Origin of the sequence: Sorangium sp. So ce590 (assembly GCF_051521365.1) — a bacterium.
Taxonomy (GTDB): domain Bacteria; phylum Myxococcota_A; class Polyangia; order Polyangiales; family Polyangiaceae; genus Sorangium.
Window position 1 is genome coordinate 4010322 of the sequence record NZ_CP150346.1, and the last position, 13203, is coordinate 4023524.

General features: G+C 72.8%; 11 protein-coding genes. 9 read left to right on the forward strand and 2 right to left on the reverse strand.

Going from position 1 to position 13203, the window contains the following annotated elements; genetic code table 11:
* The first annotated feature begins 36 nt into the window (after positions 1–36).
* From rpsB to WMF28_RS15125, 4 genes are all read left to right on the forward strand, one after another.
* Positions 37–864 carry a 30S ribosomal protein S2 gene (gene rpsB / locus WMF28_RS15110; RefSeq protein ID WP_437604261.1) on the forward strand — a complete coding sequence of 276 codons (828 nt, stop codon included), beginning with the start codon at positions 37–39 and terminating at the stop codon, positions 862–864.
* Positions 865–1124: 260 nt separating this feature from the next.
* The gene (gene tsf, locus WMF28_RS15115) at positions 1125–2075 is read left to right on the forward strand and encodes a translation elongation factor Ts (protein ID WP_437602939.1); all 951 of its coding nucleotides are present in this window, start codon (positions 1125–1127) and stop codon (positions 2073–2075) included.
* 9 nt (positions 2076–2084) lie between these two features.
* Positions 2085–3029 (forward strand): polysaccharide deacetylase family protein, encoded by a 945-nt coding sequence (locus WMF28_RS15120; RefSeq protein ID WP_437602940.1) that lies wholly within the window; start codon positions 2085–2087, stop codon positions 3027–3029.
* Positions 3030–3789: 760 nt separating this feature from the next.
* On the forward strand, positions 3790–4815 hold the full coding sequence (locus tag WMF28_RS15125) for a hypothetical protein (protein ID WP_437602941.1): 1026 nt from the start codon (positions 3790–3792) through the stop codon (positions 4813–4815).
* A gap of 65 nt (positions 4816–4880) precedes the next feature.
* On the opposite strand, the gene crcB is transcribed toward WMF28_RS15125, so the two are convergent.
* Positions 4881–5264, reverse strand: coding sequence for a fluoride efflux transporter CrcB (crcB, locus tag WMF28_RS15130; protein ID WP_437602942.1), 384 nt, complete (start codon positions 5262–5264; stop codon positions 4881–4883).
* Between the two features lie 88 nt (positions 5265–5352).
* On the opposite strand from crcB, the gene WMF28_RS15135 reads away from it, so the two are divergent.
* Positions 5353–6927, forward strand: a complete 1575-nt coding sequence (locus WMF28_RS15135) for an ATP-binding protein (protein WP_437602943.1) — start codon at positions 5353–5355, stop codon at positions 6925–6927.
* Positions 6928–7037: 110 nt separating this feature from the next.
* On the opposite strand, the gene WMF28_RS15140 is transcribed toward WMF28_RS15135, so the two are convergent.
* Positions 7038–7952, reverse strand: coding sequence for an ABC transporter ATP-binding protein (locus tag WMF28_RS15140; protein ID WP_437602944.1), 915 nt, complete (start codon positions 7950–7952; stop codon positions 7038–7040).
* A 111-nt stretch (positions 7953–8063) separates the two neighbouring features.
* Between WMF28_RS15140 and WMF28_RS15145 the strand changes: the two genes are divergently transcribed.
* Genes WMF28_RS15145 through WMF28_RS15160 form a run of 4 tightly spaced genes read left to right on the forward strand, consistent with a single transcriptional unit; the run spans position 8064 to position 13139 of the window.
* Entirely contained in the window at positions 8064–8354 is a 291-nt protein-coding gene (locus tag WMF28_RS15145) for a hypothetical protein (protein WP_437602945.1), read from the forward strand.
* Between the two features lie 15 nt (positions 8355–8369).
* Complete coding sequence (locus tag WMF28_RS15150; protein WP_437602946.1) at positions 8370–9203, forward strand: CheR family methyltransferase; 834 nt, start codon at positions 8370–8372, stop codon at positions 9201–9203.
* A 40-nt stretch (positions 9204–9243) separates the two neighbouring features.
* Positions 9244–12084 (forward strand): [protein-PII] uridylyltransferase, encoded by a 2841-nt coding sequence (gene glnD, locus WMF28_RS15155; protein ID WP_437602947.1) that lies wholly within the window; start codon positions 9244–9246, stop codon positions 12082–12084.
* Positions 12081–13139, forward strand: a complete 1059-nt coding sequence (locus WMF28_RS15160) for a tetratricopeptide repeat protein (RefSeq protein WP_437602948.1) — start codon at positions 12081–12083, stop codon at positions 13137–13139. Before glnD ends, WMF28_RS15160 begins: the two co-directional genes overlap by 4 nt.
* Positions 13140–13203 lie beyond the last annotated feature (64 nt).

Here is a 13203-nt window from a genome sequence, read left to right on the forward strand (position 1 = left end):
ACAAGCTTCTCCGAATCCGTTCCCGCGGCCGACACCATGCAGGCCGTTGCCCCCCAGCCCGGGGAGTTCCCGCTCCCGCTCCGCTCGCTGCTCGACGCGGGCGTGCACTTCGGCCACCAGACCAAGCGCTGGAACCCGAAGATGCGGCCGTTCATCTACGGCGCGCGCAACGGCATCCACATCATCGATCTCGACCAGACGACGCGGCTCTTCAAGCGCGCGTACGACTTCCTGACCGACGCCGTCGGCCGCGGCGGCCACGTGCTGTTCGTCGGCACGAAGCGCCAGGCGCAGGACATCGTGCAGGAGGAGGCCCGGCGGTCGGGCATGTACTTCGTCACGAACCGCTGGCTCGGCGGCACGCTGACGAACTTCCGGACCATCAAGCAGGGCCTCGATCGCCTCCGCACCCTCGAGCGCATGAAGGAGGACGGGACCTACGAGCAGCTGCTCAAGAAGGAGGTCGTCCGGCTCGAGAAGGAGCGCGATCGGCTCGAGAAGTACCTGGGCGGCCTCAAGGGCATGGGCGGCCTCCCGGCGGCGATCTTCGTGATCGATCCGCACCAGGAGTCGATCGCGATCAGCGAGGCGCGCAAGCTGAACGTCCCGGTCGTGGCCATCACGGACACGAACTGCGACCCGGATCTCGTCGACTTCGTGATCCCTGGCAACGACGACGCCATCCGCTCGATCCGGCTGATCACGGCGCGCGTCGCGGACGCGTGCGTCGAGGGCGCGCAGCGCCGCCGGGATCACGGCGACGGCTCGCAGCCTCCGGCCGGCGGCCGCGGCCAGCGCGACGAGATCAACGTGTACCAGGGCGGCCGCGGCGGCCGCGGCGGTCCGCGCCAGCAGGCGTCGTAGCGCGGCGCGAGCCGCGTCGGAGCGGCCCAGCGCTCGGGCGGCGGGGGTGACGGCGTCGCCTCCGCCCGGGAGACGCGGCGATCGCAGGAGCGCAGGGGGCGCGGGGACAGAAATGAAAATTTCGCGCCTCTGCGCCTTCTGTGCCTCTGCGGTTCGGCCGGCTCGTCGCGCGGGCCCTCGGGGTCATCAGTCTGAAGTGCGATGAAGAGGGGCCGCTCGGCGCGGCCTCTTCCTATCTAGGTTGTGAAGGAGAAAGAGCCATGGCCGGCATCAATGCTCAGGCGATCAAGGAGCTTCGTGAGCGTACCCAGGCGGGGATGAGCGACTGCAAGGGCGCCCTCACCGAGGCCGAGGGCGACATGGAGAAGGCGGTCGAGATCATCCTGAAGAAGGGTCTCGCGAAGAGCGCCAAGCGGGCCGGCGCGTCCGCCACCGAGGGTGAGGTTCGCGCGGCGGTCGCGGCCGATCGGCGCAGCGCGACGATGGTCGAGGTCAACATCCAGACCGATTTCGCCGCCCGCAACGACGCGTTCCGGCAGTTCGTCGGCGAGGTGCTCGCCGCGGCCGAGAAGGCGCCCGGGGGCTCGGACGCGAGCCAGCTCTCGATCGGCGGCAAGTCGGTCGCCGACGCCGCGACGGAGCTGACCGCGCGCATCGGCGAGAAGGTCGCTGTGCGCCGCTGGGATCGCGTGTCGATCCCCGAGGGCAAGCACGGCGTCGCGCACGCGTACGTGCACCTCGGCGGCAAGATCGGCGTGCTCGTGGCGGTCGAGGCGTCGAGCCAGGCGGTGGCGGAGCACCCCGAGGTGCAGAAGTTCATCGACGAGACGGCGATGCAGGCCGCCGCGATGAGCCCGCTCGTCCTCCGTCGCGACGAGGTCTCGGCGGACCTGAAGGCCAAGCAGCAGGAGATCTTCGAGGCGCAGCTGCGCGAGGATCCGAAGCCGAAGCCCGAGGCGGCGTGGCCGAAGATCATCGAGGGCAAGTTCAACAAGTGGTACTCGGAGGTCGCGCTCCTCGAGCAGGAGTCGGTCGAGGCGGCGTCGCGCGGCGTGGCGGGCCAGACGATCGACAAGCTGCGCCAGGCGGCGGAGAAGGCGGCCGGCGGCGAGCTCACGCTCACGCGCTTCGTGCGGTACGAGCGCGGCGAGGGCATCGCCAAGAAAGAGGACGACTTCGCCGCCGAGGTGGCGAAGATGGCCGCGAGCTGACGCGGTCCGATGCGGGGGCGCCTCGCCGCCGTCTCGATCGACCTCGACGAGGTCCCGAACTATTTTGCCATTCACGGGCTCGCCGTCCCGGAGCGCTCCGGGGCGGCGGTCTCGCTGAGCGCCGTCTATGACACGGCGCTGCCGCGCATCGCGGCCTTCGCCGCGTCCCACGGCATCCCTGTCACGCTGTTCGCGATCGGCCGCGACCTCGCCCGCCCCGAGAGCGCGGCGGCGTTGCGCGCGCTGAGCGACGCGGGTCACGCGGTCGAGAACCACTCGTTCGGGCACCGTTACGACCTCTCGCAGCTCCCGCGCGCCGCGATCGCGTGGGACGTCCTGCTCGGCGCCGAGGCGATCGCCGAGGCGGTCGGCCGGCGTCCGACGGGCTTCCGCGCGCCGGGGTACACGGTGAGCGACGCGCTGTTCGACGCGCTCGATGCGGTCGGGGTCGCGTTCGACTCCTCGGTGTTCCCGTGCCCGCCGTACTACGCTGCCAAGGCGCTCGCGATGGGGGTGCAGCGCGTGAAGGGGAGGGGATCGTCGGCGATCCTGGACACCCCGCGCGTGCTCGCGGCGCCGCGCCGGCCTTACCGGCCTGGGCGGCCGTGGTACGCGCGGGGCGGGCGGCGCTTCGTCGAGCTGCCGATCCAGGTGACGCCGGGGTTGCGGCTGCCGGTCATCGGGACGAGCGTGGCGCTTTCGGGCGCCGCCGGTGCGCGGCTCCTGGCGCGCGCGTGCGCGGGGGAGGCGCTCGTCAACCTGGAGCTGCACGGGATGGATTTCCTCGACCGGGGCGACGGCCTCGAGGCGCTCGCGCCGTACCAGCCGGAGCTCCGTGTGCCGCTCGGCAGGCGGCTCGCGGCGCTGGAGGCGTTCGTGGAGGAGGTTGCTCGGGGAGGGGCGACGTTCGTGCGGCTGGACGAGGCGGCCAGCGAGCGCGGGCTCATCGTGTGACGGGGAGTCGACGTCGGCTGGCGGCGCGAATTGCCTGACGAGCAGGGGGCCGTCAGCCCCTAGAGCACCGATCAGCTTGAAATGCCCGGGAATGAAGAGATTTGAACCACAGAGGCACAGAGGACACAGAGGGACAACAAAAAAACTCTGTGCCCTCTGTGCCTCTGTGGTTCATTTTCTCGGGGTTTCAACCTGTTCGGTGTCCTAGGCGGCCTCGGCGTGTCCGTGTGGGACGAGCTGCGCCGCGCCGCAGAGCGTTCGCTCTGAGCCTCGCAGTCGGCGGCAGGCCTGCGGCGCGGCTGTTGCCGGCTGGAGGCTAGGGAAGGCGATGATGCGATGCGTCGTGCGCGCGTCCCCGGCGCGTCGTGCGCGCATCCCCGGCGCGTCGTGCGCGTTCCCGAGGTCTCCGGCGCGCGGGGGCGACAGGCTTCCCGCGCGCCACTCCCGCCTCGTGCGCGCGTTCGACCCGCCTGCGCGCGCGTCTCGCCATGCTGCGCGCGCGCCTCGGCCCGCTTGTGCGCTGGCCTGACCGGGGTTGCGCGCGGCTCTGCGCCGGTCTCACGCGCGCCGTCCGCCGTCGTGGCGCCGTCCACCCCGCGTCGCGCGCGCGCGGCGCCCCGCCGTGCGCCCCCTCGCCGCCCTCGTGCGCCATCCCGGCGCGGTGTGTCCCGCCGGCCGGGACGGATCGCCGCGACGTGATCTTGCTCAGCGGAGATGCCCGCTTTTCTTCCATCGACGCGTTCCCCTAGATTTTCCTCTCATGACCACTTCCAAGATCAAGAAGCCCGCGCCGGCCACCTCGCCGGCGGAGGTACCGACCGTTTCATCCACCACCGTCACCCTCGACTCGCTCGCTCGCGAGCTCGGTCCCGCGGACGGCGCGTTCGCCGCGCGGACGTACGCGGGGATCCCCGAGGAGGATCTCGTCGCGGAGGGGACGCGCATCGATTCGCAGAGCCTCATCGACGATGTCCCGCATTTCGTCGCCTCGGCGCGGCGGATCCTTGGCTCGCTGTCGGAGGCGCAGCGCGGCAAGGTGCGCATGCCCGCGGCGCTCTTGCCGCTGCTCGTCGCCGAGGCGGGCAGGCTCCAGGCGATGAAGCGGTCGCACGAGGCCGCGGCGACCGAGGTCGCCGGCGCGAGGGCCGCGCTCGAGGTGCAGGGGCGGAGCGCGATGCGCGACGGCATCGGCGAGCGCGATCTCTGCTACGACGGCCTGCGCAACGCGCTCGGCGCGCGCCGCATGGCGCGGGTCGACGCCGTGGTGGGGCGCGCGGATTCCCCCGAGAGCCTCGCCAAGGGCCTCGAGGCGCTCGCGAGCTTCATCGACGAGACCCGGAGGGCCGATCCGGCGCAGGACGCGGAGGTCCTCGAGGACTACGGCGTCGGCGCCGAGTGCGCGGCCGCGCTCCGCGTCGCGGCGCAGCGGGTGCGCGGCATCGGCGGCGTCCAGATCGCCGCAGGGCGCCGGGTGACGCAGCGGGCGCTCGATCTGCAGGACGGGAGGGTCGCGATCGTGATCGAGAAGATCCTCCGCGCCTTCAGGGCGGCGCGCCGGGTCGATGGAACGATCCTGGTCCCCGAGCTGAACAAGGCCGCCTGGATGTTCGAGGCCCGCTCGGGCAGCTCCGCCAAGAAGCCCTCGCCCGGCGGAGAGAAGCCCCCGCCCGGCGGAGAAAAGCCCTCGCCCGGCGGAGAAAAGCCCCCGCCCGGCGGAGGCGGAGCGCAGGGCGATGTCCCCGCGGCGCAGGAAGAGACGACGCCGATCCTCGGCGCCGGTGGCTGATCCTCGTCCCCGGCCCCCCTGGGCGGCGCATGCCGCGCGCGATCGTACGAGGCCCCCTCCGCGCCTCAGCTCGCGACGAGCCGCCGCGCGAACGCCATCCCGAGCACACCGGCGAGCAGGCACCCGACGACGGTGACCACGACATTCACCGCGCCCGTCATCCACGCGCGACCCTCGAAGAGCTTGAGCGTCTCGTGGTTGAAGCTCGAGTACGTCGTGAACCCCCCCATCACGCCCGCGCCCAACCCGAGGCGGAGCGTCGGCGACAGCAGCTCCGTCGTCGCGGCGACCTGCAGGATGACGCCGAGCAAGAACGACCCGATCACGTTGACCGCGAGCGTCCCATACGGAAACCCGGCGCCGAAGCGCTGCTGGCACCACGTCGATAGACCGTAGCGGGCGAGGGTCCCCGCCGCGCCGCCGAGCCCGATCCAGAACCACCGATCCATTCGCTTCACTCTATCGCGCCCGTCGCGCCCGTTGCGCCCGGCGGCTGCTCCCTTGCTTCTTCCCGGCCGATGTCCCAAGGCTCGCCGGGTGAAGCGCCGCTTCAACACGACCGGCCCCTGCCGCCCCGATCTGCACTACATGATCCCGGCGGACAGCCGGCTGCCCGAGGCCCCGGGCCTCGTCGAGCAGATGGGCTATTTCGTCGTCCACGCCCCCCGGCAGACGGGCAAGACCACGGCCCTGCGCGCCGTCGCCGAGCGGCTCACCGCTTCGGGCCGCCATGCCGCCGTCCTCTTCTCCTGCGAGGAGGGCAGCGCCGCCGGCGACGACTACGGCTCCGCCCAGCGCGCCATCCTGCGCGAGCTCACGCGCGCGGCCCAGATCGCGCTCCCGCCCGAGCTCCAGCCGCCCCCGTTCTCGCTCGAGGGCGACGAGGGGCTCCTCTCCGCGGCGCTCACCGGCTGGGCGCGCGCTTGCCCGCGCCCGCTCGCCCTCATCTTCGACGAGATCGACTCCCTGCGCGGCCAGGGCCTCCTCAGCGTCCTGCGCCAGCTCCGCGCCGGTTTCCCGAGCCGTCCCGAGCATTTCCCCGCGTCGGTCATCCTCTGCGGTCTGCGCGACGTGCGCGATTACAAGGCCGCGAGCGGCGGTGATCCCGAGCGCCTCGGCACCGCGAGCCCGTTCAACATCAAGGTCGATTCCTTGCGGCTCGGAGACTTCTCCGAGGAAGAGCTGCGTGCGCTGTACGCCCAGCACACCGAGGACACCGGCCAGGTCTTCGTCGATGCGGCGCTCGGCCGGGCCTTCGAGCTCACGGCCGGCCAACCCTGGCTGGTCAATGCCCTCGGCCGCGAGATCGTCGAGAAGATGGCCGTCCCCCTCGACGAGCCCATCACCCTGGCGCACGTCGAGCAGGCCAAGGAGCGGCTCATCCTCGAGCGCGCCACCCATCTCGACTCGCTCGTCAGCAAGCTCGCCGAGCCCCGCGTCCGGCGCGTGCTCGAGCCCATGCTGGCGGGAACGTACGAGGGCGGCGGCGACACGTACGACGACGACGCCTCCTACGTCCGCGATCTCGGGCTCGTGGCCCAGGGCAAGCCGCTGCGCGTGGCGAACCCCATCTACCGCGAGGTGATCGCCCGCGTCCTCGCCTCGTCGGCCGAGGAGCGGATCGACGCACCGCCCGAGCGCTTCCTCCTGCCCGACGGCCGCCTCGCCTTCCGGCGCCTGCTCCGCGCGTTCGCCGCCTTCTGGCACGAGCACGGCGAGGTGCTCGCCTCCGGGATGCCGTACCCCGAGGTCGCCCCGCAGCTCGTCCTGATGGCCTTCCTCCAGCGCGCGGTGAATGGCGGCGGCTTCATCGATCGCGAGTACGGCGTCGGCCGGGGGCGCATCGATCTGCTCGTCCGCTTTCCCTACCGCAAGCCCGACGGCTCCCGGGCCGTCCAGCGGCGCGCGCTCGAGCTCAAGGTGTGGCGCAAGGGCCAGAAGGACCCGCTCCGCGAGGGCCTCGCCCAGCTCGACGACTACCTCGCGCACCTGCGTCAAAGGCGCGGGACGCTCGTGATCTTCGACGCCCGCGGGCCGCTCGCCCGCAACGCACCTCGGTTCGACGAGGCCACGACGCCCCGCGGCCGCCGCGCCTCGGTGCTCCGCCTGTAGCGGCGCCGCCGCGGCGGGCAGCGCCTCGTGCATCGCAGCGTGCAGCGCAGCGAACAGCGCCTCGCGCGCCGCAGCCGGCCGCGCGTCGCAGCCGGCCGCGCCGCCGCGCCCTACTCCGCCGCCTTCCTGAACTCGATCACCCGGCCGCCCTCGCTGTCCGCCAGCGCCGGCCGGTTCACCCGGGAGATGTGATCCGGCGCGACCCCCGCCGCCGCGATGAACTGGCGCGCCTGCTCGTTCTCGCCGGACGCCAGCTCGTCCGGCGTCCCCGACGCGACGACCCGCCCCTGGATCACGAGGAACGCCTTGTGCGCGATGCGGAACGTGCTCGCCATGTCGTGCGAGATCACCACGCTCGTCACCTTGTGGCGCGACCGCGTCTCCTCGATCAGATCGTCGACCATCCGGCTCGTCAGCGGATCGAGCCCGCTGGTCGGCTCGTCGTAGATCAGGATCTCGGGCTCGAGCATCAGCGCGCGCGCCAGACCCACGCGCTTGCGCTGCCCGCCCGAGAGCTCCGACGGCATCCGGTCCTCCTTGTTCTCGAGGCCGAGCGAGTTCAGCATCCCCACGACCTTCTCGCGGATGTCCCGCTTCGACATGTGCTTCCGGTGCTCGCGCAGCGGGAACGCCACGTTGTCGAAGATCGTGAGCGAGTCGAGCAGCGCCGCGTACTGGAACACCATGCCGAACCGCTGGCGCATCCGGTTCATCTCGTAGTCGTCGAGCACGCCCATATCCACGCCGTCGACCCAGATGTGCCCGCTGGTCGGCCGCTCCAGGCCGATGAGCAGCCGGAGCAGCGTGGTCTTGCCCGCGCCCGATCCGCCGATGATCACCGCCGTCTCGGTCCGCCGGAGGTGCATGGTGATGCCGTGCAGCACCTTCGTCGCCCCGAACGACTTCTTGATGTCGTCGACGAAGAGATGATCCCCCGGCTCCCACCCCGCCGGCATCGCGACCCCCGGCTGCGCCCCGGAGGCGGCCCCGCTCCGGGGGGGCTGGCTGGGCGGCCTTCTCGACATCGGCGCGGCACGGTACCACGGAGGGGGCCCCGCAGGACGCCGATCGCCTTGCATTGCCGTAAGGGCGAGCACGCGCTTGACGCGGCCGGGCGCGGGACGGAAACGTTGCTCATGACCGACGACCTACTCAAGGCAGCCCTCGACACGGCCGAGGCCAAGACCGACAAAGACGGCTGGGCCGAGCTCCCCGAAGGGCGCGCGCTCACGCTCTACGCAGCCCACGAGGGCGTGTCGCTCCCGGTGACAAAGATCGATGCCGTGCTCAGCGTGGGCGGGCTCCTCAAGGCGCGCAGCACCAAGGGCGAGACCTTCGTGCTCGCGCTGAAGGATGTGTTCGCCATCGCCCTCGACGGCGGCGGCGGCAAGGGATCCCAGGCCCGGAAGGCCGGCTTCCTCGGCTGACCGCGGCGCCCTTTCATGGCCAGATCGCCGAGAGCGGGAGGAGGTCCTGCGGCACGCTCCGCCGAGCGGGCGGTCGACCTCGCGCTCGCCGAGCTGGAGCGCCGCTTCGGCCTGGGCCGCAGCCTCGCCGCCCCGGGATGGGTGCGCGAGCGGGTCCTCGCCGTCCTGAGCGCCGTGGCCGCGCGCCAGGGCGTGTCCCCGCTCGCGTCCGCCGAGCGGCTGCACGAGGACAGGGACGCCATCGAGGACATCGTCAGCGCCCTCCGCGTCGGCGAGACGCGCTTCTACCGCGATCCGATCATCTGGGAGGCCATCGCCACCTCGGTGCTGCCCAGGATCCCGCCCGACGTCCCCATCGCCGGCCTCTCCGCCGGCTGCAGCACCGGCGAGGAGGCCTATACCCTGGGGATGGTCCTCGCCAGCGCCGGCCGCCGCTTCAGCGTGCTCGGGGTCGATCGCGCCGCCCCGGCGATCGACGCGGCGCGCGAGGCCGCCTACTCGGCCGAGGCCGCCGACCAGCTCCCCCCGGCCTTCGCTCAGCGCTACTGTGAGCAGAAGGGGGGCGCGCTGCACGTCGGCCAGAAGCTCCGTGACGTCGTCTCCTTCGAGGTCTGCGATCTGGTCCACGCCGTGCCGAGCGGCGGCTTCCAGATCATCTTCTTCAAGAACGTCCTCCTGTACCTCGCGGAGCCCGCGGGCGACGCGGTCGCCCGCCGCCTCGCCGCCGAGCTCGGCCCCGGCGGGCTCCTCTTCTCGGCCGCGAGCGAGGCGCCGCGGCTGTGCGGCGCCGGCCTCACCGCGGTCAGGGTGAACGCGCACGTCACCGCCTTCCGCGCCCCGGGCGCCTGAGAAAGCGACAACCCATCGCATGAGCGTCGACCTCTCCCCCATGTCCAGGCCCAGCGGGCTCGCCGAGCTCCGCGCCGCCTACGCGCGCGAGCGCGCTGAGCTCGATCGCACCGCGCCGAGCGGCCCCACCCCGGCCGCCGATCCGTCCTCGCTCGGGGTCGCCCTCGGCCGGCGCCACGCGCGCCTGCTCGACGAGCTCCTGGCGCGCCTCTTCCACCTGCTGCGCGAGTCCGGCTCCCCGAGCCGCGCCGCGTGGGACGCGGTCGCCATCGCCGGGGTCGGCGGCTACGGCCGCGGCGCCGCCGCCCTGCGGAGCGACCTCGACGTGCGCATCCTCGCCCACGACGCCCAGCGCGCCAGCGCCATCGCGGACGCGCTGCTCTACCCGCTCTGGGACATGGGGGTCACCGTGGGACACCAGGTCGTCACCATCGACGACCTCGTCGAGGGCGCGCGCGAGGATCTGCCCACCGCGACGAGCCTGCTCGACTGGCGGCACGTCGTCGGCGACGCGTCGATGTCCGAGTCGCTCTGGCAGCGCGCCGCCGCGGGCCTCTTCGCGCACTCGGAGCTCCCCCGCTTCATCGAGCGGCTCGGGAAGGAGATCTCGCAGCGGCACGAGCGCTTCGGCGGCTCGGTCTACCTGCTGGAGCCGGACGTGAAGAACGGCGCGGGCGGGCTGCGCGACCTCGACGTCGCCCGCTGGGCGGCGAAGGCGCGCTACGGCGTCGGCGAGTTCGGCGCGCTGGTCCGCTTCGGCGCGCTCGTCGCCCGCGAGGCCGAGGAGATCCGCAACGCCGCGGAGATGCTCTGGCGCATCCGCAACCTCCTCCACGCCCACTCCGGGCGGCGGACCGACCGGCTGACGTTCGACGAGCAGGAGCTCTGCGCGGGCGTGCTCGGCTACAACAAGGCCGCCGAGGCGGCCGGGAGCGGCCGGGAGGGCGCGCCACCGCCCGACGAGCCCGCCGTGTCGCCCGAGGCGATCGAGCGGATGATGAGCGACTACTACCGGAGCGCCCGGACCATCTCGCGGGCCCTCGACATGATCGTCTCGCGCGCCACGCCGACGCTCACGAAGCGCCGCCGCCGCGACGAGGACCTCGGCGGCGGCATCCGCCTCTTCGACGGCTGCATCACGATGAGCGATCCGGATCTGCTCCGGACCGATCCGCCGATCGCGCTGCGGCTCGTCGCCGCGGCCGTCGAGCGCGGCGTCCCGCTCCTGCCCTACGCGCGCGGGGCGATCGTCCGCGCCGCCGGCGACCCGGCGTTCTGCGCGGTGCTCCGCGAGAGCCCCGAGGCGGCCGAGCTGTTCCGGACCCTCGTCGCCACGTGCAAGGAGACGGCGCTCCAGAGCGGCTCCGTCGTCCGCGAGCTGCACGACCTCGGCCTCCTGCTCGCCATGATCCCCGAGTTCTTGCCGGTCGTCGGGCGCGTCCACCACGACGTCTACCACGTGTACACGGTGGACGTGCACTCGGTCGCCGCGGTCGATCGGCTGGCGTCGCTCGTGCGGGGCGAGCTCGCGGGCGAGTTCGGGCTCCCGTGCCGGCTCGCCGCCGAGGCGACGCGGCCGACGATGCTGTTCTTCGCCACGCTCCTGCACGACGTGGGCAAGGCGATCGGGGGGACCGATCACAGCCGGCGCGGCGCCGAGATGGCGCGGAAGATCCTGGAGCGGCTCGGCTTCCCTCCGGAGGACATCGACGAGGCGTGCCACCTCATCCTGAAGCACCTCGTGATGTACCTCATCGCGACCCGGCGCGATCTCGACGACCCCGCGACGATCTCGGAGTTCTGCCAGGAGGTGCACGGCCGCGAGGGGCTGCGCGATCTCTACCTGCTCACGGTCGCCGATCTGTCGACAACGAGCCCCACGTCGATGACGTCGTGGAAGGCGCGGATGCTCGACGAGCTCTACCTCTCGGCGGACGCGGCCCTGCGCGGCGCGCGGGGGGAGGGCGGGCCGCTCGGCGTCGACGATCAGCGCATGGCCCGCGCGATCAGCGAGACCGTGGGCGCGCTCGAGGATCTCCCGGCCGCGAGCGAGGCGGAGCGGCGCGCGCAGCGGGACTTCCTGGCCCGATACCTCGCGTCGATGCCCGAGCGCTACCTCCTCGCGAACAGCCCGGCCGCGATCGCGGCGCACTCCGAGCTCGCGCGGCAGCAGGAGGGCGGCGGGAACAGCGTCTCGGTCGCGCTCGTGCCGTCGCGCCACCCGGAGGCCGCGGAGCTCTGCATGGTCGCGCCGGATCGACCCGGCTTGCTCGCGGCGATCACGGCGGCGCTCGCCTCCTCGCGCCTCGAGGTGCACGCCGCGCAGATCCACTCGCGCGCGAGCGACGACCCGGGCGCCGACGAGAGCGGCGCGCTCCGCGCGAGGACGGGCTCGTTTCCGCCCGCGGGCGTGCGCCTGCAGGCCGTCGACCTGTTCTGGGTGCGCGATCGCAGCGAGGGGGTAGCGGGGGTGGCCCGCGCCATCCCGAAGCTCGTGGCCGACATCCAGGCGGCGCTCTCGGGCCAGATCTCCGGCGCCGAGCTCGCCAGGAAGCGCCGGGGCGGCGGGCTGCGCGAGCGCCCGACGCCGAAGGTCAAGACGCAGATATCCATCGACGACCGCGCGTCCCATCACACGGTGATCGAGGTCCTCACGCGCGACCGCCCCGGCCTCCTGTTCGCGATCTCGGACGCGCTCTACCAGCTCGGCCTCTCGATCTCGGTCGCCAAGATCAACACCGAGGGGACGCGCGTGGCCGACGTGTTCTATGTGAGCGAGGCGGACGGGACGAAGGTCGCGAACGGCAAACGGCTGCACGAGGTCGAGGAGCGGCTGCACGCGGTGCTCCAGGGCCTGGACGGCGAAGGGAGTGTCGGATGAACAAGAGATGGCTTTCGCGCGCGGGGCGGGCGGCGCTCGCCGCGCGTCGCGGCGGTGTGTGTGTGGCGCTCGCGGCGTGCGTCGCGGCGTGCGGGGGGGCGCAGGAGCCCCCGCGCGAGCAGTTCGCGGATCCGCTGCTCGCCGATCCGCCCGACGGCAGCGACGCGGCGACCTCGAAGGGGACGTCGACGAGCGCGCTGGACCGGGGCGTCGCTTACATCAAGAACGAGAAGTACGAGGAGGCGAAGGAGCACCTCCTCCGGGCGATCGAGCACGAGCCGAGCAGCGCCGAGGCGCACTACTACCTCGGGCTCGCGCGCGAGAAGACGAGCGACCGCGCCGGCGCCGAGGCGTCGTACAAGAAGGCGCTCGCGAGCGATCCCAAGCTGGAGGCCGCCGCGCTGAACCTGGCGGCGCTCTACCTGGACGAGCCGCCCCGGCCCGACGAGGCGATCGCGGTGCTCTCGAAGGCGATCGAGCAGGCGCCGGGCCGCTCCGCGCTCCACCAGAACCTGGGCTACGCGTACGGCCTGAAGCGCGACGTCGCGAGCGCGAGCAAGCACTACGAGGCGGCGCTCAAGGCCGAGGACACGGCCGCCACGCGCTTCGCCTACGGCGCGATGCTGTTCGAGGCGAAGGAGCTCGACCGGGCCGCGGCCGAGCTCAAGAAGGCGCTCGCCGCGACCGGCGACGACGTGGCGACGATCGCGACGATCGGGCGGATGCTCGGGCCGGCCAGGGCGTACGCCGACTGCGTGGCCGCGTTCGACCGCGCCATCAAGCTGAAGCCGGAGGCGGAGTTCCATGTGCGCCGCGGCACGTGCCGGCACGAGCTCGGCGATGAGCCGGGGGCGCGCGCGGACTTCCAGGCGGCGATCAAGGTGGACCCGCGGTTCGCGGCCGCGCACTACTACCTCGGCCTGTCGTTCCTGGCCGAGCGCAGGCCGCAGAGCGCGCTCGCGGCGCTCACCGAGGCCGGCAAGCACGGGGGCGACACCGAGATCGGCAAGCGCGCCCGCGCCAGGGTGAAGGAGCTCAGCGCCAGGGTGAAGTAGCGCGGCCTTCCGCCGATCCCGCTCGCCGGAGCGGGGCGGCGGTGCGTCCGGCGCGGGGCGGCGG